Genomic DNA, 23,212 nt, shown 5'->3' with positions numbered 1-23,212 from the left:
CCGCGGGGATACCGGGGCATGGCGCAGGGGCGGCCCCGGTGGCCCTCGGCTCCGGAGCCGCCCCCTTGCTCAGGGCGTCATGTCAGCGCACGCGGTGCGTCAGTTGACGAACACCACCGGGCTGCCGGCCTGGCTGGTGTCCTGCACCGGGCCGTACTTCGCGGTGAAGTAGCCGCTGCCCGGGCAGGTGCTCGGGCCGCTGTACTTGGTGAAGAGCTGGTCCGTGAAGCTCAGCGAGTTGTCGGTGTTGGACGGGGTGGCGGTGAGGCTGCCGGCCCGGTAGACGCAGGTCGTGAGGCCCAGGATCGTATTGATCTTGAGGGTGGTCTGGATCGGGCCGGTGGCGCCCGCCGTGACGGTGAGCGAACCGCCGGACGTCACCGAGGCGTTGAACGGCAGGTTGTTGACGGTGATGCTCTGCACGCCGGTCGCGCCCGTGATGTTCGTGGTGCAGGTGCTGAGCGTGTGGGCGGTGACCGTCTCGGTGGCGGTGCCGGGCGCGGCGGGGTTGGTGTTCGCCGTGGCCGTGAAGGCCGAGGCGGAACAGGTGATGCCGGTGCTGCCGCCGGCGGTGGTGGAGATCTTCGCCTTGGTCCCGGAGACCAGGGAGGCGGAGAGGACGTCACCGGAGGCGACCGCGGTGCCGCCCGCGCTGCCGGTGGTGAGGACCTCGCCGGCCGAGGCGGTCGCGGAGGCGGAGGCGGTCACCGCGAGCACGGCGGCGACGGCGGCGCCGAAGGCCGCGGAGAGAGCACGCTTGTCCATGGGGGTTCCTTTCGCACGGTGGCGGAGGGTGGAAGAACTCGATGGCGTGCAGGGACGCGTGGGTGCGTGCGCACGTGGGGGCACGCGGGCACGCGAGGAGGTACGAGGAGACGCGCCGCGCTGGGATCACGCACCGGACGCGAGACACGGCCGCGGATGCGGGCAGGGGCGTACGAGGGAGCACGCCGTGCGTGCGTACGTGAACGGTGACGTGGTGACGCGGCGGCGCCACTGGGCGACCGCCACCGCCGGGACGGTCCGGCGCCACGGATCGTCGTCGGCAGCGGTGTCGCGATACGGGGTGGAGCGTAATACTCGGTGTGCGGGGCGCGGCGGCGGCGCATCCCGTCCCACGGGGGTGCGGCTCCACCGGGTCCGCCCGGAGCACCGAGAGGAAAACCCACGAGGGTTGTAATCCCGCCGAGTCCGTGACGTCAACAACCGCAGAAGGATGTGGCCGATGACGAGCGCTCGCGGCACCGAGGAGGAACTCGTCCTGCCGGGAGCCCGCACGGGCCGCGAGCCGGAGCGCTCGCTGCGCCCCGGCCCGCGCCGGCTGACGCCCGAGGAGGTGGCCTCGCGGCAGCGCGAGCGGCTGCTCGACGGCGTGGCCCGCACGGTCGCGGCGAACGGCTACGCGGGGGCGCGGATCAGTGACATCTGCCGGGCCGCGGGAGTGACCCGTCCGGTGTTCTACGAGCTGTTCACCGGCAAGGAGGACGCGGTGCTCGCCGCCTTCCGGGGCGGCACGCGGACGGTGGTGCGGGCCATGCAGCGGGCGTACGACGGGACCGGCGGCGCGGCGGACTGGCCCACCGCGGTGCGGGCCGGGCTGCGGGCGCTGCTCACGCTCCTCGCCGAGACGCCGGTCTTCGCGGCGATGGCGGTGGAGATCGAGTGCCTGGGACCGACGGGACGTCGCGCCAGGGCCGAATTTCTGGCCGGTTTTCGCCCGTTCTTCGCGGACGCGCCGCCGGGCCCGCCGGGGGTGGCGCGGGAGGAGCTGGTGGACACGGTGGTGGGCGCGGTGTACGCGGCGGTGCACCGGGCGGTGGACGAGGGCCGGTTCGCGGCCGCCGGCGACGGTCCCGGCACGGGCCCCGATCCGCTCCTGGACGTGCTCGTGCACGTGGTCGTGGCGCCGTTCCCGGCTCACGGGTGAAGCGCTTTCCGACTTGCGACTGATCGTCAACATGCTTTTGTTACTGGGTAGTTGACGCGGTTTCTCACTACGCGTACGGTCCGAATCGGTTCCCTGCGGCACTGCTGCCTCCGCACGAGTCCGGGAAGACCCAGGTGGATGGGGGAACCGTCCGCGCCAGGACACGCCGCGTTCTGTTTCCTCACCGATGTCAGGAGCAACGCATGGCCCTGTCCGAAGGAACCACCGGACCCGAATCCCCCGACAGACGGGGCGGGGTCCGCTACCGCCGCGCCGCCCTCATGGGTGTCCCCGCGTTCCTCGCCGCGAGCACGCTCGTGGTGCTCACCGCCCAGGGCGCGCTCGCCGCCCAGTTCGCCATCTCCGGCATGCCCTTCGTCGTCTCGGCGGACTCCCTGGAAGGCAAGGGCTTCGGGCAGTTCGGCGCGATGGACAACATGGCCGAGGGCAGCCCCAACGCGGGCGACACCGGCGGCCAGGTGCTGACCATCGTGACCGCGATCCGCGAGGCGAAGATCACCAACCTGTGCCAGAGCGTGGAGCTCGGCGGCACCCATCTGCACATCACCGCCGGCGACAAGGGCACCGCGGTCCAGGCGTCCGGCCTGACCACCGACTCGACCGACATCACCGGCAAGCTGGCGGACTTCGACAACATCGAGATCGGCGGGGACGCCAGCACCTTCGAGAAGCCGCCGGTCAAGGGCCCGCTGGGCTCCTTCGGCCAGCAGGCGGACACGGTGAGGCTGCGTGACCTGCGCCAGGTCAACTACGCCACCACGGCCGTCCGCTTCACCCTGCCCGACCTCCACATGAACTTCAGCTCGGAGGGCTGCTGACCATGGCGGCGGGCACGGACGAGGCCCTCGCGAACGCCCCGGGAGCGCCGGAGGCCGCGTCCTCCGGCGGCCGCCGGCATCCCTGGCGCGCGTTCCGGCGCTGGCGGCACCGGCGTCCCTTCGGGGCGGGCCTCGCCCTGGCGCTCGGCGGCGCGGAGATCCTGCTCACCGAGCGGGCGAGCGTCTCGGTGATCCTCGCCGCCGGCGCCGACAGTCTGGCCGGCTACGTCCTGCCGATCATCATGCTGGTCTGCGGGCTGCTCATCGTGTTCAACCCCCGCCAGCGCCTGTTCTATTCGGTGATCGGAGTGCTCGCGTCGCTCGCCAGCTGGGTGACGTCGAACCTGGGTGGCTTCTTCGTCGGCATGCTGCTCGGCCTGGTCGGCAGCTCGCTGGCCTTCGGCTGGCTGCCCGACCGGCCGCGGCGCCGCCGGTGGCCGCGCCGCGGCGGCCGTGCGGAGACGAAGACGGCGACGGAGTAGGCCGGGAAGAGACCGCGTGCGGCCCGCGCCACGGCGCGGGCCGCACGCGTACCCACTTTTTTGTGGGTACTTGTCGCCGCGCGGGCCCCGGGAGAGGCTGGTCACGACCGAGGGGACGGACCGGAGAGAGCCGGAACGCCCCGGAAAAGAGCCGGAAGGAACGACCAGGGAACACAAGCAGTCTCAGGACACGGCGCGCTCCGCGGCGAGCCGGTCGAGCCGGCGATGGCCCCACGCGGAGACCGGGGCCAGCGCCTCGGAGAGCTCGCGGCCCTCGGCGGTCAGCGAGTAGACGGTCTTCGGCGGCTTCACGTCGTACACCTCCCGGTGCACCAGACCGTCCGACTCCATCTCCCGCAGCGCCTGGGTCAGCACCTTCTCGCTGATCCGGGGGATCATCCGGCGCAGTTCGCCGGGCCGCTGCGGGCCGGCTTCCAGGAGCCACAGCAGCAGGGTCTTCCACTTGCCGTCGATCACCGCGACGGCCGCGGTCACGCCGCACACATCGGTGTCCCTGGCCCGCCCGCGCGTCATCCGTCCCGTCCTCCGCTTCCTCGGCCCTGCCGTCCGGCCGGCCTTGTCCCACTCACACCTTGCCTCATCTACAAGGGAGTTCCGTCATGTCCTCTTCCCCGCTGCCCGCGTCCGGGTCCGCCGTCACGGTGCTCGGGCTCGGCCCGATGGGCCGGGCGCTGGCCGGCGCGTTCGTCGCCGCCGGAGTGCGCACGACGGTGTGGAACCGTACGCCGGGCCGGGACCGCGAGCTGGTCGAGCGGGGTGCGACCGGGGCGGCGAACGCCGCCGAGGCGGTCGCCGCGAGCCCGCTGACCGTGGTCTGCCTGGTCAACTACGACGCCACGGACGCCGTACTGCGCCAGGACGACGTCACGGCGGCGCTCAAGGGGCGCACCCTGGTCAACCTGAGCGCCGACGTCCCCGAGCGGGCCCGGGACACCGGGCGCTGGGCCGACGAGCACGGCATCGCCTACCTCGACGGCGCCATCATGACCCCGACGCCCACCATCGGCACCCCGCACGCGGTGTTCCTGCACAGCGGCCCCGAGGAGCTGTACCGCGCGCACAGCCCGGTGCTCGACGTCCTCGGCGGCACCCACAGCCACCTCGGCGCGGACATCGGCCGGGCCGCCGCGTACGACATCGCGCTGCTCGACATCTTCTGGACGTCGATGGCCGGCTATGTGCACGCCCTCGCCGTGGCGGGCGCGGAGGGCATCACGCCGCGCGAACTGGCCCCGTTCGCCCAGGGCATCGGCGCGATCCTGCCCCCGCTGTTCGAGGAGTGGGCGGGGGACGTGCAGGACGGCGGTTTCTCCGGCGAGGGCAATCCGCTGACCTCGGCGGTCTCCACGATGGCGCACATCGTGCACGCCTCGGAGGCGCACGGCATCGACGCGGGCGTGATGCGCGCGGCCGAGGGTCTGGCCCGCCGCACGGTCGCGCTCGGCCACGGCGCGGACGGCTTCTCCCGGATCGCCGAGGTCCTCGGCCGGCGCTGAACCCTATGCCCGGACCCGGCGCAGCGCGCCCTCCGCCCGCAGGTCCGCGAGGGCCGGGTAGCCGTCCACGGCCATCACCAGGTCGGTCTCGGCGAGCAGCGAGCGCAGGACGTGGACGATGCCGTCGGTGCCGTCGAGGGCCAGGCCGTAGACGTAGGGGCGGCCGACGGCGACGGCGGTGGCGCCGAGGGCGAGGGCCTTGACCACGTCGGCGCCGCTGCGGACGCCGGAGTCGAAGACGACGGGCAGTCCTTCGGCGGCGTCGACCACCTCCGGCAGGGCGTCGAGGGCGGGCAGGCCTCCGTTGGCCTGGCGGCCGCCGTGGTTGGAGCAGTAGATCCCGTCGGCGCCGCCGTCGCGGGCGCGCCGGACGTCCTCGGGGTGGCAGATGCCCTTGAGGAGGATCGGCAGATCGGTGAGCGAGCGCAGCCAGGGCAGGTCGTCCCAGGTCAGCGGGTTGCCGAAGATACGGGTCCACTCCAGGACCGCGGCCTGCGGGTCCTCCTCGGGTGCCTTGGCGAGGCGGGCCCGGAAGACCGGGTCGGAGGTGTAGTTGGCGAGGCAGTGGCCGCGGAGCTGCGGGAAGTTGGCGGTGCCGAGGTCGCGGGGGCGCCAGCCGGTGACCCAGGTGTCGAGGGTGACGACGATGCCGCGGAAGCCGGCCGCCTCGGCGCGGTGCACCAGGCTCTCGGCGAGGGCGCGGTCGGTCGGGGTGTACAGCTGGAAGAGGCCCGGGGTGCCGCCGAACTCGGCGGCGACGTCCTCCAGCGGGTCGACGCTCAGGGTGGAGGCGATCATCGGGACGCCGGTACGGGCCGCGGCGCGGGCGGTGGCGAGGTCGCCGTGCCCGTCCTGGGCGCACAGGCCGACGACGCCGACGGGCGCCATGAGCAGCGGACCGGGCAGCGGGATCCCGCACAGGTCGACCGTGAGGTCGCGCGCGGTCGCGCCGACCATCATCCGGGGCACCAGGCCCCAGTGCCGGAACGCCTCGGCGTTGGCGCGCTGGGTGTGTTCGTCGCCCGCGCCGCCGGCGACGTAGGACCAGACGGACGGCGGGAGGGCGGCCTCGGCGCGCTGTTCCAGTCCGGCGAAGTCCATGGGCAGTTTCGGCAGGGTGCCGAAGAGGCCGTTCAGATAGATCTCGTTCTGGTAGTCGCCGAACCGCTGGTTCATCGTGTCCCTCGCCCTCCGTCGATCTTCGCGGCAGGGCGACGCTACCGCCGGGTACGGGCGGTTGACCATGGCCCGGGACGGCGGGCCCGGCAGCTGGTCAGACGGCGACGGACTGCAGTTCCTGGCGGACCACGATCGCGTTGAGCCGGATCGCGAACGGGACGGTGTCGGTCATCCCGAGGGCGCCGACCCGGGCCTTGTCGAGGCCGATGGTGACATCGACGCAGAAGGCGACGGCATAGAGATAGCCGCCGGTCTCCTCGTCCTGCAGGGCGAAGAACAGGTCCTGGTAGTAGCGGGTGCGGTCGGGGCTCTCCTCGTAGTACGAGAGTCCCGGCCGGCCCTCCTGGGCGGCGAGGCCCGTGAAGGCGTCGACGAGTTCGCGCTCGATGGTCTCCCAGAAGGTCGCCTCCGCCGCCTCGGGCGGCAGGGCCTGGCGGACCGCCTCCTTGAGGGAGAGCACCATCACCAGGACGGGGGCCTGCTCCTGGAGTCCCCAGCCGCGCACCATCTTCACGACGGTGCTGTCCGGGACCGCCGCCGCGGCGGCGTGGATGTGCTCGAAGTCGTAGTTGACGGTGGCGGGCGCGATGGCCTTCTGGAACGCGCCGGCCAGGCCCTCCGCCTGGGCGACGTGGGCGGGGCCCACTTCGATGACCGTCTTGAAACTGCCGGCCAAGACTCCTCCTTAAACAATCTGTTGAAAGGAGGCGTCAGTATGCCGCAGGAGGAAGGAGGGCAGGGCACCGGGCCCGGACATGACAGTCCCCGGCCATCCTCGTCCGGTAACGCGGACATCGGCCGTCACCGATGGCGGCGTCACCGACAGGATCTGCCGGGGGCCTGGCCAGAGCCGAGAACGGGGGTCACGCGGGCCTTCGGACGTCTCCGTCAGCGGGTGCGGCTCTCTCTGGTTGTCTGGTGTATAGACAAGCTTCCTCCCTATTCGCACCAAGTCAATACCTTCGTCATGATTAGTACGTACAGCCTCGGATCCCTCCGCGGATCCATCCCGAAGTGCGACCCAGCCTGAAGGAACCATGTGCGCCTCCGTCCTCCCCCGAGGGCCGGGCGCCACCGCCTGGTCCCCCGAGACGGTGACCTCCGACCCGTACAACGCCCAGACGCCGTCGGCCGCTCTCACCGCGCCCGTCACCCCCGCCGACGCCCTCTTCGTGCGCGACCACTTCACCGTTCCGGCCCTGCGGACCGCCGACTGGCGGCTGCGCTTCGAGGGCGCCGTGCGCTGCCCGTACACCCTCGGGTACGGGGAACTGGCCGCCCTCCCCCACACCGAGCTCGACGTGGTCGTCGAGTGCGCGGGCAACGGACGCGCGCAGATGGTCCCGCAGCCGCCCGGCCTGCCCTGGGGGCAGCGGGCGGTCGGCTGCGTCCGCTTCGCGGGCGTGCCGTTCCGGCTGCTCGCCGAGCGGGCCGGGGTCGACGCGGCGGCCGTCGAGTTCGTGTTCGCCGGCGCCGACTCCGGGACCGTACGGGGCCGCCGCGCCCCCTTCGAACGCAGCCTCCCGCTCGCCGTCGCCCTCCACCAGGACACGCTGCTCGCCACCGCACTCGACGGCGCGCCCCTCAGTCGCGAACACGGCGCGCCGGTGCGCCTGGTGGTGCCCGGGCACTTCGCCGTGGCGGACGTGAAGTGGCTGACGGGGGTACGGGCGGTCACCGAGCCGTTCGCGGGCGTGTTCCAGGCCGAGGAGTACGTGTACGTGGACGCCGAGGGCCGGGCCGAGGGGCCGGTCGGCGCGCTGCGGGTCAAGTCGCTGATCACCGAGCCCGAGCCGGACGAGGACCTGCGGCGCGGCCAGGAGACCGTGGTGCGCGGGCACGCCTGGGCGGGCGGCGGCGTTCCGGTGCACCAGGTCGAGGTACGGGTGGTGCACGAGGACGAGCCGGCCGAGGCGACGGACGGCTGGCACGACGCGGACCTGGCGGCGCCCTCGGGGCCGTACGCCTGGACCGACTGGTCGTTCCGCTGGACCCCGCGCACCCCCGGCCGCTACCGGCTGCTCTCCCGGGCGACCGACGCGCACGGCGAGACCCAGCCCCGGCACGCGCCGTGGAACGCCCGCGGCTACGGCTGCAATCCGGTGGCCGCCGTCGAGGTGGTCGTGGTGTGAGGCCACCGGAGGACGTGACGCCACCGGAGGCGTGCCGTGCGCACCGCGGGAGGTGAGGACATGCACGAGATCGAGGTCATGACCACGGCGTCGCTCGGTGACACCAGTTATCTCCTCGTCAGCGGCGACGAGGCCGCCCTCGTGGACCCGCAGCGGGACAGCTGGGCGCTGATGGAGCGCTGCGAGCGGCGCGGGGTGCGCATCCGGTACGCCCTGGAGACCCACGTCCACAACGACTACGTCTCCGGGGCGCTGGAGGTGCGTGCGGCGACCGGGGCCACCGTCGCCGGTCCGGCCCGCGCGCCGTACGCCTTCGAGCACCTTCCGCTGGCCGAGGACGACGAGATCACCGTCGGGGACGTCACCCTGCGGGCGATGGAGACGCCCGGCCACACCGCCGAGCACACCGCGTATCTCGTCCTCGACGATCCGGCCGGGCCGCCGGACGCCGTGTTCACGGGTGGCAGCCTGCTCGTCGGCAGCGCCGGCCGCACCGATCTGTCGGGCCCCGCGCACACCGAGGAGCTGGCCCGCGCCCAGTACCGTTCGCTGCACCGGCTCGCCGGGCTGCCGGACGGCACCCGGGTGCTGCCGACCCACGGCGCGGGCAGCTCCTGCGCCTCCGCGCCGGTGACCGGGGACCGGGGCCGCACGACGACGGTCGGGGACGAGCGGCACGGCAACCCGGCGCTCACGCCGCGCGACGAGGCCGCGTTCGTCGCGGCGCGCGCCACGGGACTGCCGCCCTATCCCGCGTACTACCGGCACATGGCGCCGCTCAACCGCGCCGGCCCCGCCGTCCTCGGCGGCCCGCCCGAGCCCCGCCGGCTGTCGCCCGCGATGGTGGCCGGGCTCGCCGGCGAGGGCGCGCAGATCGTGGACGGGCGCTCGCGCTCGGAGTTCGCGGCGGGACATGTGCCGGGGGCGCTCTGCGAGGAGCTGGACGACCGCTTCGCGAGCCTGGTGGCGGAGGTCGTCCCGTTCGGCACCCGCCTGGTGCTCGTGCTCCCCGAGCCGGTGGCCGAGGCCGCGGAGGAGGCGCTGGTGCAGCTGCTGCGGATCGGCTACGAGAACGTCGCCGGCGTCCTCGCGGGCGGCACGGAGGCGTGGGCGGCTGCGGGCCGGGCGGTGCGGTCCTTCCCGACGGCGGACGCGCCGGAGCTGGCCCGGCGGCTGCGGCACGGCGAGGCCCGGGCGCTCGACGTGCGCCCGGAGCACCCGGAGGGCGGGGTGCCGGGCACGCTCGCGATCCCGCTGGCCGAACTCCCCGCGCGGGTCGGGACCCTGCCGCGGGACCGGGAGATCTGGACGTTCTGCGGCAGCGGGCGGCGGGCCACGGTGGCGGCGAGCCTGCTGGACCGGGCGGGCATCCCGGTGCGGGCGGTGACACACGGCGGCGCGGAAGACCTGGTGGGCCGGCCGGGGCACTGACGCCGGGGTCAGCCGTTCGGATGCCCCGGAGGGTCACGGGCGGCCGGAGCGTGGGGGCCTCCGTGGAGGTCGGCACCGCGCCGTACGGGCTCGTCGTCGGCGCCGCGTTGTCAGTGGGGTGGTGTTGGCTGGGACCGTACCGACTTCACACGAGGAGACGCCATGGCCCCCGCCGCCGAGTCCGCCGACCGGAACACCCAGCCGCCCGCCGCCCAGGCGTCCCTCGGGGCGGGCGTCATCGTGACCGACGCGACCGGGCGGGTGCTGCTCGGGCTGCACCACTCGGGCGTCTGGGAGCTGCCCGGCGGCAAGGTCGACCCGGGCGAGTCCATCGAACAGGCGGCGGCCCGCGAGCTCGCCGAGGAGACGACGCTCGTCGCGGACCCGTCCGACGTCGCGGTGATCGGCCTGATCCTCGACACCGAGAGCTCCGCCGCGCTCACCCGGATGACGGCCGCGACGGTCGTCCACGCCCACACCGGCACCCCGTCCGTCGCCGAGCCCGACAAGATCGACCACTGGGAGTGGTTCTCCCCCGGCCGCCTCCCGGCTCCCCTCTTCGTCCCCTCGGCCCAGACCCTGCGCTTCTGGCGCCCCGAACTCGATCTGCCGGAAGGGGCGTTCCACCGCTACAGGGTGGCGTGACCCGGCGGCCGGGTCGCCGCGGCGAGGAACACCGGCAGGGCCAGGAAGAAGCGGTCGGTGCCGGCCCTGTGGCGTTGCTCCGCGAGCCACTCGCGGGCCTCGGCCGGGTCCACCGTGCCCGCCGCCGTGGCGGAGTCGGCGAGGCCGGCGACGAGCGGGAGCATCTCCGGGCCGGTGAAGACGGCGGTGCGGACCTCGACCGTCACGTCCGTGAAGCCGGCGTCGAGCAGCAGGGCGCGGTGGTGGCGTGCGACCCGCGGCTGGGGGACGCGGTCGGCGCGGGCGTGGACGAGGCGGCGGGTGAGCTCGGGGGCGTCGGAGTCGAGGACGACGGTGTCCCAGTCCTGGCCGGCCAGGACCACCCGCCCGCCGGGCGCGAGCACCCGGTGCGCCTCGGCGGCGGCGCGCGCCGGGTCGTCGAGTTCGTGGTAGACCTTCTCGGCCCGGTAGCCGTCCAAGGACCCGTCAGGGTAAGGGAGTCCGGTCGCACCGGCCTGGTGGAAGACCAGCCGGGGGTGGCGGGCGCGGGCGAGCGCGACCGCCTCGGGATCGATGTCGGCGCCCTCCGCCCGTACGCCCCGCTCGGCCAGTTCCGCGACCGCCCGCCCGGCGCCGCAGCCGACGTCGAGCACCCGCGCGCGGGGCCGGACGGCGAGCAGGTCATAGGTGCGGGCGCGGAGCCGTCGGGCCGACGGCAGGGCGTCGAAGCGGTCGAGCAGGGCGAGGAGCGGCGGTACGGCCGCGGGTGTCGTGGACATGGGCGCCACGCTGTCGTTTCATGTCGACATGAAGTCAAGTCAACTCACCGGCCAGGAAGCACGGTTGAGCATCGGCGCGCTGGCCGGCCGGTTCGGTCTCGCCCCGCACGTGCTGCGGCACTGGGAGAGCATGGGGCTGCTCAGTCCGGCCCGGGACACGGCGGGTCGGCGGGTGTACGGGGAGGCGGACGTCGTACGGACGGCGGTGGTGCTGCGGGCCAAGGAGGCCGGGCTCTCGCTCGACGCGATCGGCGCGATGCTCATGTCCACCGCCCGTCACCGTGACGTGCTGCGCGCGCGGGCGGCCGTCCTGCGGGAGGAGATCGCCCGGGCGCAGGCGCAGTTGGAACTCGTGGAGTGCGCCCTCGGGTGCGAGCACGCGGACATCGGGAGCTGTCCGGACTTCCGGCGGGTCGTCGCGGAGGGGATGGCACGCGCCGGAGGCCGCTGACATCATGCGGACGGGGGGGTGCGCCATGGGAGAGTGCGACCGGGTGACCGTGCCGCCGCCGGACGAGGCCGCGACCGACGCGGCGCGCGCGGCGGGCCTCGGGGTCTATCTGCGGGCCTTCCGGGCGCGGCACGGCGAGGATCCGGCCGGATCGGCCGGGGCCGGGCGCCGGCGCCCCGTTCTGGCGCCGCTCGCGGTGCTCCTGCTCGCCGCCGCGTCCCTCGCACTCCCGGCGATCGCCACGAGTCTGGTGGGTACCGGGCTCGGGATCCCGCTGCTCCTGCTGCCGTTCGGGCTGTCCGGCCGGCTGCTCTGGCACTCGCTGCGCGCGCCCGCGACGGCGTTACGGCCCGGCGAGTACGTGTACCTGTACGAGCGGGGCCTCGTCTGCCCGCACGCGGACGGGGGCGCCCGGGCCGTGCCCTGGGGGTCGGTCACGGCGATGCACCAGGACGTGACCCGTACGTATGTCAACGGCGGATACACCGGAACCCGCTACGCGTACCGGCTGCTCGTCGACGGGCTCGCCGGAGGGCCGCGCGAGGTGACCGTGGGCGGGTTCCTGAACGAGGAGTCGGTGCCGGGGCCGGCCGACTCGCAGATCCGGGAGCTGGCCCAGATCGTCCTGGACGAGACGGTGCGCCGGGCGCTGGCGCCGGCGGTGACGACGCTGGAGGCGGGCGGGCGGGTCGCGTTCGGCGAGGTGGCGCTCGACGGGCGGGGCATCGGGCTGCCGTCGGGGAGGGCGCCGTGGGAGCGGGTGCGGTACTGCGAGTGGCGCGGGGACGGTCTGGTGGTGGTGCGGACCGCGGGCGCGGGCCGCTGGGCCCGGGAGTCGAAGCACATCCCCGACTTCCCGGTGTTCTGGGCGCTGGTGAAGGAGCTGTTCCCGGAGGCCCGGGAGTACCGCCGCTGAGCTTCCGCGCTCCCGTTCACCCGACCGGCGGACGGTGTCGCGTTGTGTCACCGAGCGGGGTGGGACGGACGTGATTAGCGTGGCCGATAGCGACGGGAAACGTCATCGATCGGAAGCGAGTCATCGTCATGGCCTCACGAGCTGAAGGCACGCCGTGCTGGACCGACGCCATGTTCACCGACGTCCAGGGCGCGAAGGAGTTCTACGGCGACGTCCTCGGCTGGACCTTCGGCGAAGCGGCCTCGGAGTTCGGCAACTACACCCAGGCGTACAAGAACGGCAAGGCGGTCGCTGCGGTGGTCCCGCCGATGCCGGGCCAGGAGGGCGAGGCGAAGTCGGCCTGGTGTCTGTACTTCGCGTCGCCGGACGTCGCCGCCACCGCCGAGAAGATCAAGGGCGCGGGCGGCACGCTGCTGATGGAGCCGATGCAGGTGGGCTCGTTCGGCTCCATGTGCCTGGCGCAGGATCCGACGGGCTGTGTGTTCGGCGTCTGGCAGGCGGGCGACCACGAGGGCTTCGAGCTCCAGGGCGAGACGGGCGGCTTCGCGTGGGCCGAGGTGTTCACGCGGGAGCCCGCGAAGGCGGACGCGTTCTACACGACCGTCTTCGGCTACGGCTCGAAGAAGATCAAGGACATGGACTACCGGGTCTTCGACCTCGGCGCCGACCCGCTGCTCGGCCGGATGGTGATGACCGCGGAGGACTTCCCGCCGGAGATCCCCGCGTACATCCAGGTCTACTTCGCCGTCGACAACTGTGACACGGCATGCGACGTGGCCGTGCGCGCCGGCGGGCGGAAGGTGTTCGGGCCGATGGACAGCCCGTTCGGGCGCTTCGCGGCGCTGATCGACCCGCAGGGTGCGGCGTTCGCCGTGATCGACGAGCGGACGAGGGTCGGCGACATGCCCGAGATGGAGTGACCGGGTCGGAGTGACTCCCCGGTCCCTCAGGGGATGCGGATGCCCGGGACCGCGGGGGTCCCGGGCATCCGTGCGTCCGGCCACGGAACGGGGCCGTGCGGGGCGGGCGGGGCCGGTCAGGCGCCGTCGTGGACGGCGACGATGCCGTTGAACACGCCGACGTACGCGGTGCCGTCGGGGCCGATCGTGACGGGCGCCCAGTTGTTGTCGTAGGCGGGGCCGGTACCGGTGAGCCGGGACCAGGCGCGGGCGCCGGTGCGGAAGTCGACGGCCGTCAGGTACCAGGCGTCGATGCCGAGGACGTTGGGCCGCTTCTCGTAGAAGTAGAGCAGGCCGTTGGCGGTGGACAGCTTGGGCACGGTGGACGGCGAGCGGACGTCGCTCTCCCACACGGTGTCGCAGCCGCTGCCGTCGGGGCGGACGTCGACGCGGGTGACGCCGCCGACGACGCTGCGGCCGAAGGTGAGCGAGGTGATGTCCTCGTAGCCGTAGTTGTTCTCGACGACGAGGCTGTTGCCCCAGCTGATCAGGGAGTTGTCGGTGGTGGAGGTGCCGGAGCCGAAGACCGGGACCTTGCAGACGAGCCGGTCGGCGTCGGCGACGTCGGTGCCGCGCCGGTAGACCAGGACGTTCATGCGGTCGTCGGCGTTGTCGGTGATGGCGACGTACCGGGCGCCGCCCTGGCCGAAGAGGTCGGGGGTGGTGCCCGAGCCCTGGTTCACGGAACCGGGCTTGGTGCCGGTGCCCCGGTCGTAGGTCTGCCGCCACTGGATCCGCGGCGTGCCGTCGGCGTCGGCGCGGAAGCTGTAGAGGGCGTGGTCGGAGACGATGGAGACGCCGTCCTCGGCGACGGAGAAGGAGTTCTGGATCTCCTCGCCGTCGAGCCGGATCGCGCGCAGCGCGCCGGTGGCGGGGTCGACGGTGCCGACCCGGCCGAGGCGGGTCACCCACCAGATGCGGCCCTGCCAGTCGGGCATCACGGAGGTGACGGGGTCGCAGACGCCGCTGGGGAAGAGATTGGTCCAGCTGACGCAGTCGTGCGGGACGAGGGAGGTCAGGTCCCAGTCGTCCTCGACGGCGAACTCCCAGCCGCCGTCCGCCTTCTGGCGGTGCGCGATGCGCAGCACGTGCTGCCGGGAGTCGGCGAGGACGACCCGGTCGCGGTTGTCGAGGTAGAAGTAGGCGCCGCCGGAGGTGTCCTTGAAGATCTTCTCGAAGTCGAGCCGGGTGACGGCCTCGACGGTGGAGGAGCGCTGCGGCAGCCGGTACTCGGCGAGGGTGTCCAGGGTGCGCGGGTCGAGCAGCTTGAGCAGGAAGCCGCTGAAGGTGCCGCAGACGGTGATCAGGCGGCCGTCGGCGTCGAAGGTGGCGGTGGCGCACTCACCGCCGAGCGCGGCGATCTTCTCGCTGGTGACGCGCGGCCCGCGGCCGAGCGGCCCGGACCAGGGGTAGGTGGCGCTGCCGGCGGCGTCGGCGTGCATGCCGCTGCGGCCGTTGGGGGCGAGGTACGGGTGCTGGGGCGGTGCCTCGCCGGGCACGGGCCGCGCGGTGGCGGGCGCGCCCTCGTACTGCGCCACCAGCCGGTGCCCGGGGGCGAGCGGTATCTCCTCGGCCTGGGCGACGGGTGCGGAGCCCGCGAGGACGGTCGCCGCGAGGGCGGCGATCAGCGCGAGCGCGCGTCCTCGTCTGCGGGGCGGTGGGGTGGTCAAAGCGGCTCCTCGGGGTCCTGACGTGTGTCGCGCCGGCGGCCGACGCTAGGCCCGAGTACATGAAATGTACATGGCATTACGCCCGGTTTCACTCACCGCGGCAGCCGAACTGACCAACATCGGCATCCTGCTGGCGTTCGTCGTGGTGTGCGTGGCGGTCATCGTGCTGCGCCACCGTCAGCCGGAGCTGCCGCGCACCTTCCGCACGCCCGGGATACCGATGGCGCCGGCGATCGGAGTCGCCTTCTCGCTGTGGCTCATCACCTTCCTGCGCTGGCAGACGTGGGTGCGCTTCGCCGTCTGGTTCGTGATCGGCCTGGGCGTGTACTTCGGATACTCCTACCGGCGGTCGGAGTTGGCCCGCCGGTAGGGAGAAGCTCTGCATGGCCATCCCCGCTCACGCCGCGCGGCTCGTCGCACACCTTTGTGGTGACGTCCTTCCCCGAAGCCGCCCGGCGGGAGCGAGCCGCCGAGGTGAAGCAGCCGGTCGAAGCGCTTCGCGCCGATGGGATGCCACTGGTCGAGACATGGCGCAGGTCAGCCATGTCGCCGCCGCGCCCGACCCGTACCCCCGTTCGCTCCGGCTGACAGGCATCGTGCTGTTCATCGTCGGTGTCGATCGGCGATGCAGGCCATCGGGGCGTTGACCGCTCCGGAGGCTACTCGGGCGGCTTGCGCGCGTGCCGTGCAGCCCAACGCGGGTCGAGCCGGGAAAGCACCTCTCGCCAGCGGTCGTAGGTGACCAGGTGCCCGGAGTCGTCCATGACGTGCAGCTCCGCGTGCGGCAGCCGGCGTGCGAGCCGCTCGTGCCAGCTCGCTGGAACGAGCCGGTCCTCGACTCCGAACCAGAGGTCCACAGGGGCCTCCACACCCTCGGGCCGAAAGCCCCAGGGCCGCGCCCACGCCCGGTACTCCTCGACCATCCCACGAGGCTGCCGCATCGCGTCGGCAGTGGCGTGCGCGAACGCGCTACCCATCCTGCCGATCGCCTCCCGGTCCGGGGCAGCGAAGAGACGCGCCGTCATTCCCATGGTGAGGCGCGGCATCCAGCGGGAAAGCTGTCCACTGACGGCGAAGAGGCCACCTGCCACCGGCGAAGCCCTCCGCGCCAGCCAGGTCAGTGCACGATCGCCGCGGTTCAGCTCGGCGAGAGCGTCCGGGTCGTCCAACGGCACCGCCCCGGAGGCGAACGCGACCCGCTCCACCCTCGTACCCAGGACCGCCGCACACGCAAGCGCGTACTGGCCTCCCATCGAGCAGCCATAGACGGAGAAGCGCTCGATCCCGAGCGCGTCGGCCAACTGTGCCACGTCCGAGGCCCAATCCCGGGTCGTCCGGCCCGGCTTGGGATCGGAGTGGCCGACGCCGGGCCTGTCCGGCGAGACGAGACGGATCCCGAGGGCGTGAGCCTCGTCTGCCGCGCTGACGACGTCGAGCCGCCCGATCAGGCCTCCGTGGCAATTGAGGACGGGCCAGCCCCTGGGATCGCCGAACTCGGTGTAGGCGAGTCGGCGGCCGTCCGCAAGAGTCACCGACCTGGTCTCGAACTCCTGCACCTCACTCCTCCTCGCGGTTGGACTACGCAGACAGTCGATCTCCCGTCGGCAGGTGCGGGGTTGCACGGGGGCGTCGCCCAGGGCGTGGTCCGGGCCGCAGTCGCCGGTCACGCCATCGGCGCGCGGCCGAGCCGCCAGGTGCTCTGGACCACCGCGTCAGTACCCGTTTGCGCAGTAGGTGTCCGCGCCGGGCCTGATCAGGTTCGTCGTGTCGAGCTGCGCGGTGGGAGTCGAGTACTTCGGCGGGCTGAGCGGCGAGGAGGCATTGCCTGGCGCCGCGTAGGTGTAGTCCGAGACCTCGCCGATGAGCTGCTCGATCTTGGGCGGCCTGCCGTTCCTTCCCTTCTTGACCTTCAGCACCATCAGGTCGGTGGACCAGACGATGTCCTTGCCGAACTTCGGGTAGCGGCCGTGGGGGAAGTGGTTCCGCACGCTGTTCATGGCGCAGGCGACGGTGTCGTCGGCCACGGGGAAGTGCGCGATGACCGTGAGGTCGGGGCGGGGGTCGATCTGGCTCAGCAGATACCCGAAGGCTCCCTGCGGGGTGTGCGAGCTCGCTTCGACCGCCGCTGCCCCCGCGACGAGCTCCTTGAAGCCTGGAACCGAGTAGTCGGGGAAGGTGAGGCCCATGTTCTTCATCGCGAGGAGCTCCGGCGGAAGGATCATCTCGTGGATGAACACATCCACGCCCTTACCGCCGTTGTGGGCCTGCTTGATGCTGATCGTCTCGGGCCTGGTGTCGCTCGTGTAGATCAGGGACAGGCCGTTCCACTCGAGCTTGTAGCCCATCGAGCCCTTCCGGTCGTGGATCACCGGGAAGTGCGTGATGGTGACGCCGTTGTTGCGGTAGGCGATGTTCTCGTAGTCGGGGTTCCCGTTCGCGTCGAGCCCGGTTTTCGTCCAGTCCAGCTCGATGGGGACGAGCCCGTACGCGTCGTTGGCGGCGTCGTCGCCGACCGGCTGGAGGGGTACCGGGGTGTTCCAGTCCTGCTGGGTGGGGATGTCGTACCCCGGAAAGCCCGTCGGCAGGAAGCTGAAGGCCTCGGTGTGCCACCGCATGGCCTCGCGGAAGTGCTTGCAGAAGTCGTTGAGGCCGTCCTCGTAGTACTTGGGGCTCCCGTTCGGGTTCTCCACGCCCGAACGGCCCTGCCCCCAGACGTACAGAGGCCAGTGGCGGTCGTACGCGGGGCCGAAGCAGTAGATGGGAGTGAGGTCGCTCATGTGATCGCCGTGCAGGTGGGAAAGGAAGATCTTGTCCATCCTGCCCAGCGAGATCCCCATAGCGCCGTAGTTCGCGATCACCCCGGCTCCGCAGTCGAAGACGAACGAGTCCGTCGCCCTGCCGAATCCCCCGTCGGGGTCCGGGAGCCACGGGCCGACCTCCACGAAGATACTCATCAACTGCTGGGCACGGCGCCCCGGCGACGTCGGGAACGCGGACCCCAGGAAGGTGATGCGCATCTCGTCGTGGCCGAGATCCGTCTGCATGTCCGGTGTGAACTTCTTCAGCCTGGCCGGATAGCTGTACCGCTGTGTGGACTGGGGATCCACAGGGTAGTTGCAGCCGTTCTCGTCACACTGCTGCATCGTGGGCGTCTGCCCCGTCGCCGGGAGCTCCCCGCCCGCCGCGGTACCCGCCGCGGCGGTTCCGAGTGCCAGGCCGCCCAGAGCCGCTCCAGAGGCCTTGAAGACATCCCGGCGGGAGACCCCTCCAGGCACTCCGTCCTCAGTTCTCTTCACGACCGTCCTCGATTCGTTTCGCAGTTCTCGCATGGTCCTCGGCCCCGATTCCGCAGATCAGGACGACGGTCGGCCGACAACGGGCGCCGTCGCGCCGCCGGGAAAGGCAAGGCTGCCGCAGGTCTGCTGATCTGCTGATCCGGCCTCATGGGCGGGCAGGGTGTGGTCGGGAATAACAAAGCTCTCTCATCCGCCGAAAGGCCTCAGGTCCTCGACAGACGACGGGCTGCGACGGCTTCGCAGTCTGCCACGCACCGTCCGTGTCCGAAGTGGACCTCCGGCGTGTGTCGCGGTGCGCATCACTTTGTGGCGCGGGTCTGACGACGCCTCGCCGACGAAGGGATGCCGGCGGGACGGCGCCCTCTGAGTGACCACTTCGCGGCCGTGACCTCCGTCGGCCGGCAGCTCATACATCGCCCCCGCCCCGGCGGAGTGGCGAGGGCTGGATCGACATGCTCATACCGGCCGCGTTCACCAGCCTCGTAGTGCGGGCCGGCGGCGGACCGGTACTCCCCTGGGGCCAAACGGCCCACGCCGGGCCGGCCGCGCCGAGCCGGTCCACCGACAGTGCCTACCGTGAGGGAAGAACGTGATCGGGACGTCGTGGTGTGGGCAGGTGGATGGTGAGCGGGGCCGGAATCGACTACCAAGCGGTCTTCCATGCACTGCCGGGGGCGGCCGCTATCTGTTCGACGTCTTTCCCGACAATCCCCACGGCCCCTCAGCTACCGGGATGCGCAACCTGCACGCCTCACTGCGGCGCGTCGCGGCCACCGGGGAGCCCGACACCATGGCCCTGCAGCGCTACGACGTGGAGTATCCCGACCGGCCCGGGGTGTGGGAGGAGCCCTACTGGAGCCCGGTCAACGTCCCCGTTCCGGCGCCTGACGGCACCGTGGCACTGCTGCTGCACCGGGTCGAGGAGGTCACCGAACTCATCCGCGCCCGGGGTGGCCGGCCAGACGGGGACCGCGCGCAGGTCCACGAGGCCGAGCTGTACACCCGGGCCCGGGAACTCCAGGAGGTCAACGAACGCCTGCGCCAGGCCCACGCCCGCGAACGCGAGGTCGCGATCCACCTGCAGGAGGCGATGCTGCCCGCGCCCCGCCCGCTCGGCCATCACCACGCCGCGGTGCGCTACCCGCCCGCAGTGGGGGCCCTGAACGTGTGCGGCGACTGGTACGACCTCGTCGACCTGCCCGACAGCAGCCGAACGGCCGTCGCGGTCGGCGACGTCGTCGGCCACGGCCTTCGCGCGGGCGGCGTCATGGGCCAGCTCCGCAGCGCCCTGTCCGCTGCCTCCCGGGTCGCCGAAGGCCCCGCCCAGGCCCTGGAGGACCTCGGCCTGTACGCCCGCTCCGTCGACGGCGCCGAATCCACCACCGCCGCCTCCGTGTTCATCGACTGGCCCGCCCGCACCCTCACCTACAGCGGCGCCGGCCACCCTCCGCTCGGCGCGCGGGCCGAACACACCACTCGTCCGCAGGCCTCCATCGACTTCGCCGAGGGCTCCGTCCTCGTCCTCCATACCGACGCGCTGGTCGAGCGCCGACGAGAGAACATCGACACCTGACTCGACCGGCTCGCCGAATCGATCACCCGCTATGGCGCCGCGAACCCGGACCGGCTCGCCGACAGGCTGCAGACGGATCTCGTCCCCCCGGCCGGCCTCACCGACGACAGCGCCCTCATCGTCGTCCGCCTGTGAACGTCTAGTGACCTGAGTCGGAGATTCGTCGGCAGTAGGCGGCGACCTTGTCGCGGATCTCGTCGGCGGTCTTGGTCCAGACGAACGGTCTGGGGTGCTCGTTCCAGTCGGCGAGCCAGGCCCGGATGTGCGTTCAAGGGCCTGGACGGAGCGGTGGACGCCGGTCGCGCTCGCGCCAGGCCCGCCGCCACCGCTCCACCGACTCGCTCACTCACCCGCAGCGCGGCGGCGACCTCTCGGTTCTTCCCCCGATCTCGAAGCGGACGGCAGCATGCAACCCGATCCGCTCCCGCGCGGCTCTCTCGGTGTCGGTCAGCCCACCGCCCTGCGCGTATCTCACTCCCCAGGAGCTACCGGAGCGATCAGGCGGCCGTCGGCGTCGAAGGTGGCGGTGGCGCACTCGCCGCCGAGCGCGGCGATCTTCTCGCTGGTGACGCGCGGCTCGCGGCCGAGCGGCCCGGACCAGGGGTAGGTGGCGCTGCCGGCGGCGTCGGCGTGCATGCCGCTGCGGCCGTTGGGGGCGAGGTACGGGTGCTGGGGCGGCGCCTCGCCGGGCACGGGCCGCGCGGTGGCGGGGGCGCCTTCGTACTGCGCCACCAGCCGGTGCCCGGGGGCGAGCGGTATCTCCTCGGCCTGGGCGACCGGTCCGGCGAGCGCGAGCAGGGTCGCGCCCATCGCGGCGGTCAGCGCGAGTGCGCGGGCCGTCCGCCTGGGGGGTCGGGTGGTCAATGCGGCTCCTCGGGTCCGTTCGAAGGTCGCGCCGGCGGCCGACGCTAGGCCCGAGCGCGTGAGACGTACATGGCAACGGCCCCTGTTTCACGCCCACTTCACGATCATGAAACGAATCCGTGGGCGGCAGTGCCGGCGCCCGCTCACGGCCGGAAGCTGGACACCACGTTCGCCGTGGCCGCGACCCCGTTCTGGATCGTGGGGGCCATGTTGGTGCTGGCCAGGAAGAAGCCGAGCAGCGCGCAGACCAGGGCGTGGGAGAACTTGAGGCCGCCGTTGCGGAGAAAGATCACGGCCAGGATCAGCAGAAGCAGCACCACGGAAATCGAAATGGCCATCGCGCTCACCCTCCTTGCGCCGCACCGGGATTGCGGCGTTCGGCGGACAGTGTGACGGAACGGACGATCCGGACGGCGGCATGGCGGGGCGGCCATCCGGGTGAAGTTCCGGACCCGGCCGTTCCTCAGGCGCGGGCCAGGACCTCCGCGATGCTCGGCATGCGGACGGCCTCCAGCTCCTCGTCGGCCAGCAGGGCGGCGACGAGTGCGGCGCTGCCGAAGACCTCGGTGGCGCTCAGGTCCCAGTCGGTCAGGACGAACCAGGAGCCGTCGACCGCCCACCAGTTGGCCGGGAACTGCCCCCATCCGCCGCCGCCCCGGCCCGAGCAGAGGTCGTGATGTGCGAGGGCGTCGCCCAGACGCCCGTGCCGGGCCGGGACGGGCGCGCCGGCGTCCTCGATGGCCGCCTGGGCCGCGTAGCACGGGGTGTCCGGCCCTTCGGCGCTGTACCGGGCGAGGAGCGTCACGAGGCGCCCGAGGCAGTCGCGGTCGATCTCCCCGGCCGACGGGCCGTCCTGGTGCTCGCGGCCGTCGATGCCCGCGAGGACCAGGTACGAGGGCGTGTGCCGCCAGTCCTCCAGGCGCCGGCCCGCGCCGGCCAGGACCTCGCGCCAGCGCAGGCGCCGCGCCCCGTCGTGGATCGTGTGCAGCACCCAGCACCGGTCCTCGTACCCGTCGGCCGGTTCATGGCCGAGAATCGACTCCCCCGCCTCCAGGTCGGGGCGCATGCCGCCGAGGGGATGGGTGTCGGGCACGGGCGTCCAGGGGCTGGTCATGCCACGATTGTCTCCCGGTCGTCTCCGGGCGCACCAGGGCTCAGGCAGGCGGCCCAGTCCACCGTGCGGTCGCACCAGCGCTCCAGGAGCACCCGGTCGTGGCCGACGGCGAGCAGCCCGGCGCCGGTCTCGGCCCGGTAGGTCTCGACGGCGGCGACCAGGGCGGCCGTGGTGGAGGCGTCGAGCATCGCGGTCATCTCGTCGCAGATCAGCCAGCGGGGCCGCAGGACCAGGGCACGGGCCAGGCAGGCGCGCTGGAGCTGGCCGTCGCTGACCTCGTGGGGGCGGCGGCCGAGCAGGTCGTCGGTGAGGCCGACGGCGGGGGCGAGGGCGGCGAGGCGTTCCGGGATCGTGGCGCGGCGACCGGTCGCGCGCAGTGGTTCGGCGATCAGGTCGGCGAGCCGCAGGCGCGGGTCGGCGGCGAGGCGTGGCTGCTGGAAGACGACGCCGACGGCGGTGCGCAGCTCACGCGGGGCGCGGTGCCGCCAGGCCCGTACCTCGGTGCCGTCGAGCACCACCCGGCCCGCGTCGGGCCGGTGCAGCAGCGCGGCGACCCGGGCGAGGGTGGACTTGCCGCAGCCGCTGGGGCCGAGCAGCCCGACGGCCTCGCCGGGCGCGACGGTGAGCCCGGCGGCGCGGAACACCGGGGCTCGGCGGGCGTATCCGGCGGTCACGGCGCGCAGTTCAAGCACGGTCGGCTCCTCCCCTGTCCTCGTGAGGGTGGTGGCAGGCGACGCCCGCCCGGAGGTCCGGGCGCACGGCGCACGCCCCGGTCGCGCGGGCGCAGCGCGGTGCGAACGCGCAGCCCTCGGGCAGTCTCGACAGTTCGGGCGGCAGCCCGGGTATCGGGGTGAAGTCCCGCTCCGGCAGGGCGTTCAGCAGACCGCGGGCGTACGGGTGCCGGGGGCCGGGCCGTCCGAAGAACCGGGCGGCCGGGGCGACCTCGACGATCCGCCCCGCGTACATCACGGCCACCCGGTCGGCCACCCGCCGGGCCGCCGCCAGGTCGTGCGTGATGAGCAGCAGCGCCTTGCCCGTGTCGACGTGCCGGCGCAGTTCGTCGGCGGTCCGGTCGACCAGCTCCCGGTCGAGCCCGGTGGTCGGCTCGTCGGCGAGCAGCACGGGCGCGTCCCCGATGAGCGCGAGCGCGGTCGCCGCGCGCTGCGCCAGCCCGCCGGACAGTTCGTGCGGATACCGGTCGAGGTGCCCCAGGGGAAACGCGGCCCGCTCGGCCGCCGCCTCGGCCGCCGCCCGCCGCTCCCGCCGCGGGGTGCCGGTCAGGGCCCGCACGGTCTCCTCCAGGTGCGCGCGCACGGTCCGCACGGGCGTGAGGTGCGCGGCGGGGCTCTGCGGTACGAGCCCGATACGGCGCCCGCGTACGGCTCGCGGTGGCGCTGACACTGCTGGGCAGCATCGCGCTCGTGTTCGGGGTCCTGGCCCTGGTGGGTGAGGCGGTGGC

At 72.9% G+C, this 23,212-nt stretch carries 22 protein-coding genes and 5 pseudogenes; 12 read left to right on the top strand and 15 right to left on the bottom strand.

Features of this window, described 5'->3' with window-relative positions; translation table 11 throughout:
* Positions 1-99: 99 nt before the first annotated feature.
* Positions 100-765: a Tat pathway signal sequence domain protein gene (locus ACWEV0_RS28295; RefSeq protein ID WP_453152392.1), complete on the bottom strand. Its 666-nt coding sequence runs from the start codon at positions 763-765 to the stop codon at positions 100-102.
* 460 nt (positions 766-1,225) lie between these two features.
* Here ACWEV0_RS28295 and ACWEV0_RS28290 point away from each other — a divergent pair, with 460 nt between their 5' ends.
* The 3 genes from ACWEV0_RS28290 (at position 1,226) to ACWEV0_RS28280 (ending at position 3,248) form a co-directional block, all read left to right on the top strand.
* Entirely contained in the window at positions 1,226-1,927 is a 702-nt protein-coding gene (locus tag ACWEV0_RS28290; RefSeq protein ID WP_453152390.1) for a TetR/AcrR family transcriptional regulator, read from the top strand.
* Positions 1,928-2,130: 203 nt separating this feature from the next.
* Entirely contained in the window at positions 2,131-2,766 is a 636-nt protein-coding gene (locus tag ACWEV0_RS28285; RefSeq protein WP_453152388.1) for a DUF6230 family protein, read from the top strand.
* A gap of 2 nt (positions 2,767-2,768) precedes the next feature.
* The gene (locus tag ACWEV0_RS28280) at positions 2,769-3,248 is read left to right on the top strand and encodes a DUF6114 domain-containing protein (protein WP_453152386.1); all 480 of its coding nucleotides are present in this window, start codon (positions 2,769-2,771) and stop codon (positions 3,246-3,248) included.
* 183 nt (positions 3,249-3,431) lie between these two features.
* Here the strand turns inward: ACWEV0_RS28280 and ACWEV0_RS28275 are convergent, their stop codons facing one another.
* The gene (locus ACWEV0_RS28275; RefSeq protein WP_453152384.1) at positions 3,432-3,782 is read right to left on the bottom strand and encodes a winged helix-turn-helix transcriptional regulator; all 351 of its coding nucleotides are present in this window, start codon (positions 3,780-3,782) and stop codon (positions 3,432-3,434) included.
* 86 nt (positions 3,783-3,868) lie between these two features.
* Here ACWEV0_RS28275 and ACWEV0_RS28270 point away from each other — a divergent pair, with 86 nt between their 5' ends.
* The gene (locus tag ACWEV0_RS28270; RefSeq protein WP_453152382.1) at positions 3,869-4,765 is read left to right on the top strand and encodes an NAD(P)-dependent oxidoreductase; all 897 of its coding nucleotides are present in this window, start codon (positions 3,869-3,871) and stop codon (positions 4,763-4,765) included.
* Positions 4,766-4,768: 3 nt separating this feature from the next.
* Here ACWEV0_RS28270 and ACWEV0_RS28265 read toward each other — a convergent pair whose 3' ends face one another.
* Together ACWEV0_RS28265 and ACWEV0_RS28260 are read right to left on the bottom strand one after the other, a co-directional pair.
* A complete protein-coding gene (locus ACWEV0_RS28265) occupies positions 4,769-5,941 on the bottom strand; it encodes an alpha-hydroxy-acid oxidizing protein (protein ID WP_453152380.1) in 1,173 nt (390 codons plus the stop codon).
* Positions 5,942-6,038: 97 nt separating this feature from the next.
* A complete protein-coding gene (locus ACWEV0_RS28260) occupies positions 6,039-6,620 on the bottom strand; it encodes a Type-2Aa cytolytic delta-endotoxin (protein ID WP_453152378.1) in 582 nt (193 codons plus the stop codon).
* A 361-nt stretch (positions 6,621-6,981) separates the two neighbouring features.
* Here ACWEV0_RS28260 and ACWEV0_RS28255 point away from each other — a divergent pair, with 361 nt between their 5' ends.
* From ACWEV0_RS28255 to ACWEV0_RS28245, 3 genes are all read left to right on the top strand, one after another.
* Complete coding sequence (locus ACWEV0_RS28255) at positions 6,982-8,076, top strand: molybdopterin-dependent oxidoreductase (protein WP_453152376.1); 1,095 nt, start codon at positions 6,982-6,984, stop codon at positions 8,074-8,076.
* A gap of 60 nt (positions 8,077-8,136) precedes the next feature.
* On the top strand, positions 8,137-9,507 hold the full coding sequence (locus tag ACWEV0_RS28250) for an MBL fold metallo-hydrolase (protein WP_453152374.1): 1,371 nt from the start codon (positions 8,137-8,139) through the stop codon (positions 9,505-9,507).
* Between the two features lie 162 nt (positions 9,508-9,669).
* Positions 9,670-10,152: a nucleotide triphosphate diphosphatase NUDT15 gene (locus ACWEV0_RS28245; RefSeq protein WP_453152372.1), complete on the top strand. Its 483-nt coding sequence runs from the start codon at positions 9,670-9,672 to the stop codon at positions 10,150-10,152.
* On the opposite strand, the gene ACWEV0_RS28240 is transcribed toward ACWEV0_RS28245, so the two are convergent.
* The gene (locus tag ACWEV0_RS28240; RefSeq protein WP_453152370.1) at positions 10,137-10,910 is read right to left on the bottom strand and encodes a methyltransferase domain-containing protein; all 774 of its coding nucleotides are present in this window, start codon (positions 10,908-10,910) and stop codon (positions 10,137-10,139) included. The two genes, ACWEV0_RS28245 and ACWEV0_RS28240, sit on opposite strands and share 16 nt — an antisense overlap.
* Positions 10,911-10,938: 28 nt before the next feature.
* On the opposite strand from ACWEV0_RS28240, the gene ACWEV0_RS28235 reads away from it, so the two are divergent.
* From ACWEV0_RS28235 to ACWEV0_RS28225, 3 genes are all read left to right on the top strand, one after another.
* Positions 10,939-11,361 (top strand): MerR family transcriptional regulator, encoded by a 423-nt coding sequence (locus ACWEV0_RS28235; protein WP_453152368.1) that lies wholly within the window; start codon positions 10,939-10,941, stop codon positions 11,359-11,361.
* A gap of 25 nt (positions 11,362-11,386) precedes the next feature.
* The gene (locus ACWEV0_RS28230) at positions 11,387-12,277 is read left to right on the top strand and encodes a hypothetical protein (RefSeq protein ID WP_453152367.1); all 891 of its coding nucleotides are present in this window, start codon (positions 11,387-11,389) and stop codon (positions 12,275-12,277) included.
* A 128-nt stretch (positions 12,278-12,405) separates the two neighbouring features.
* Positions 12,406-13,197 (top strand): VOC family protein, encoded by a 792-nt coding sequence (locus ACWEV0_RS28225; protein WP_453152365.1) that lies wholly within the window; start codon positions 12,406-12,408, stop codon positions 13,195-13,197.
* Between the two features lie 116 nt (positions 13,198-13,313).
* Here the strand turns inward: ACWEV0_RS28225 and ACWEV0_RS28220 are convergent, their stop codons facing one another.
* Complete coding sequence (locus ACWEV0_RS28220) at positions 13,314-14,906, bottom strand: hypothetical protein (protein ID WP_453152363.1); 1,593 nt, start codon at positions 14,904-14,906, stop codon at positions 13,314-13,316.
* Positions 14,907-15,006: 100 nt separating this feature from the next.
* Here ACWEV0_RS28220 and ACWEV0_RS28215 point away from each other — a divergent pair.
* Positions 15,007-15,276, top strand: a pseudogene (locus ACWEV0_RS28215) (amino acid permease C-terminal domain-containing protein); the annotation flags it as partial.
* A gap of 289 nt (positions 15,277-15,565) precedes the next feature.
* Here ACWEV0_RS28215 and ACWEV0_RS28210 read toward each other — a convergent pair.
* Entirely contained in the window at positions 15,566-16,462 is an 897-nt protein-coding gene (locus tag ACWEV0_RS28210) for an alpha/beta fold hydrolase (protein WP_453152361.1), read from the bottom strand.
* Positions 16,463-16,618: 156 nt separating this feature from the next.
* On the bottom strand, positions 16,619-17,950 hold the full coding sequence (locus ACWEV0_RS28205) for a hypothetical protein (RefSeq protein WP_453152359.1): 1,332 nt from the start codon (positions 17,948-17,950) through the stop codon (positions 16,619-16,621).
* Between the two features lie 928 nt (positions 17,951-18,878).
* Between ACWEV0_RS28205 and ACWEV0_RS28200 the strand changes: the two are divergent.
* Positions 18,879-19,910, top strand: a pseudogene (locus tag ACWEV0_RS28200) (PP2C family protein-serine/threonine phosphatase); the annotation flags it as partial.
* 4 nt (positions 19,911-19,914) lie between these two features.
* Here the strand turns inward: ACWEV0_RS28200 and ACWEV0_RS28195 are convergent.
* From ACWEV0_RS28195 to ACWEV0_RS28165, 7 genes and pseudogenes are all read right to left on the bottom strand, one after another.
* A pseudogene (locus ACWEV0_RS28195) lies at positions 19,915-20,037 on the bottom strand (IS630 family transposase); the annotation flags it as partial.
* 39 nt (positions 20,038-20,076) lie between these two features.
* Positions 20,077-20,250: pseudogene (locus ACWEV0_RS28190) on the bottom strand (helix-turn-helix domain-containing protein); the annotation flags it as partial.
* Between the two features lie 20 nt (positions 20,251-20,270).
* Positions 20,271-20,585 (bottom strand): annotated as a pseudogene (locus tag ACWEV0_RS28185) (hypothetical protein); the annotation flags it as partial.
* A gap of 197 nt (positions 20,586-20,782) precedes the next feature.
* Positions 20,783-20,977, bottom strand: a complete 195-nt coding sequence (locus tag ACWEV0_RS28180) for a hypothetical protein (RefSeq protein ID WP_389210149.1) — start codon at positions 20,975-20,977, stop codon at positions 20,783-20,785.
* A gap of 125 nt (positions 20,978-21,102) precedes the next feature.
* Positions 21,103-21,753: a hypothetical protein gene (locus ACWEV0_RS28175; RefSeq protein ID WP_453152357.1), complete on the bottom strand. Its 651-nt coding sequence runs from the start codon at positions 21,751-21,753 to the stop codon at positions 21,103-21,105.
* Complete coding sequence (locus ACWEV0_RS28170) at positions 21,750-22,445, bottom strand: ABC transporter ATP-binding protein (RefSeq protein WP_453152355.1); 696 nt, start codon at positions 22,443-22,445, stop codon at positions 21,750-21,752. Before ACWEV0_RS28170 ends, ACWEV0_RS28175 begins: the two co-directional genes overlap by 4 nt.
* Positions 22,438-23,212: oligopeptide/dipeptide ABC transporter ATP-binding protein (locus ACWEV0_RS28165; RefSeq protein ID WP_453152353.1), on the bottom strand; the 775-nt coding region annotated here is incomplete at its 5' end. The genes ACWEV0_RS28165 and ACWEV0_RS28170, both read right to left, overlap by 8 nt.

The organism is Streptomyces sp. NPDC003943 (assembly GCF_053605265.1).
The sequence above is the reverse complement of the archived record's forward strand: the minus strand, read 5'-3'. Positions and strand labels throughout refer to the sequence as shown.

What these genes read in the sequence shown, in the direction of transcription:
- ACWEV0_RS28295 (WP_453152392.1), bottom strand. Translation starts at nt 765, where the DNA reads ATGGACAAGCGTGCTCTCTCCGCGGCCTTCGGCGCCGCCGTCGCCGCC.
- ACWEV0_RS28290 (WP_453152390.1), top strand. Translation starts at nt 1,226, where the DNA reads ATGACGAGCGCTCGCGGCACCGAGGAGGAACTCGTCCTGCCGGGAGCC.
- ACWEV0_RS28285 (WP_453152388.1), top strand. Translation starts at nt 2,131, where the DNA reads ATGGCCCTGTCCGAAGGAACCACCGGACCCGAATCCCCCGACAGACGG.
- ACWEV0_RS28280 (WP_453152386.1), top strand. Translation starts at nt 2,769, where the DNA reads ATGGCGGCGGGCACGGACGAGGCCCTCGCGAACGCCCCGGGAGCGCCG.
- ACWEV0_RS28275 (WP_453152384.1), bottom strand. Translation starts at nt 3,782, where the DNA reads ATGACGCGCGGGCGGGCCAGGGACACCGATGTGTGCGGCGTGACCGCG.
- ACWEV0_RS28270 (WP_453152382.1), top strand. Translation starts at nt 3,869, where the DNA reads ATGTCCTCTTCCCCGCTGCCCGCGTCCGGGTCCGCCGTCACGGTGCTC.
- ACWEV0_RS28265 (WP_453152380.1), bottom strand. Translation starts at nt 5,941, where the DNA reads ATGAACCAGCGGTTCGGCGACTACCAGAACGAGATCTATCTGAACGGC.
- ACWEV0_RS28255 (WP_453152376.1), top strand. Translation starts at nt 6,982, where the DNA reads ATGTGCGCCTCCGTCCTCCCCCGAGGGCCGGGCGCCACCGCCTGGTCC.
- ACWEV0_RS28250 (WP_453152374.1), top strand. Translation starts at nt 8,137, where the DNA reads ATGCACGAGATCGAGGTCATGACCACGGCGTCGCTCGGTGACACCAGT.
- ACWEV0_RS28245 (WP_453152372.1), top strand. Translation starts at nt 9,670, where the DNA reads ATGGCCCCCGCCGCCGAGTCCGCCGACCGGAACACCCAGCCGCCCGCC.
- ACWEV0_RS28240 (WP_453152370.1), bottom strand. Translation starts at nt 10,910, where the DNA reads ATGTCCACGACACCCGCGGCCGTACCGCCGCTCCTCGCCCTGCTCGAC.
- ACWEV0_RS28235 (WP_453152368.1), top strand. Translation starts at nt 10,939, where the DNA reads ATGAAGTCAAGTCAACTCACCGGCCAGGAAGCACGGTTGAGCATCGGC.
- ACWEV0_RS28230 (WP_453152367.1), top strand. Translation starts at nt 11,387, where the DNA reads ATGGGAGAGTGCGACCGGGTGACCGTGCCGCCGCCGGACGAGGCCGCG.
- ACWEV0_RS28225 (WP_453152365.1), top strand. Translation starts at nt 12,406, where the DNA reads ATGGCCTCACGAGCTGAAGGCACGCCGTGCTGGACCGACGCCATGTTC.
- ACWEV0_RS28205 (WP_453152359.1), bottom strand. Translation starts at nt 17,950, where the DNA reads ATGCAGACGGATCTCGGCCACGACGAGATGCGCATCACCTTCCTGGGG.
- ACWEV0_RS28180 (WP_389210149.1), bottom strand. Translation starts at nt 20,977, where the DNA reads ATGGCCATTTCGATTTCCGTGGTGCTGCTTCTGCTGATCCTGGCCGTG.
- ACWEV0_RS28175 (WP_453152357.1), bottom strand. Translation starts at nt 21,753, where the DNA reads ATGACCAGCCCCTGGACGCCCGTGCCCGACACCCATCCCCTCGGCGGC.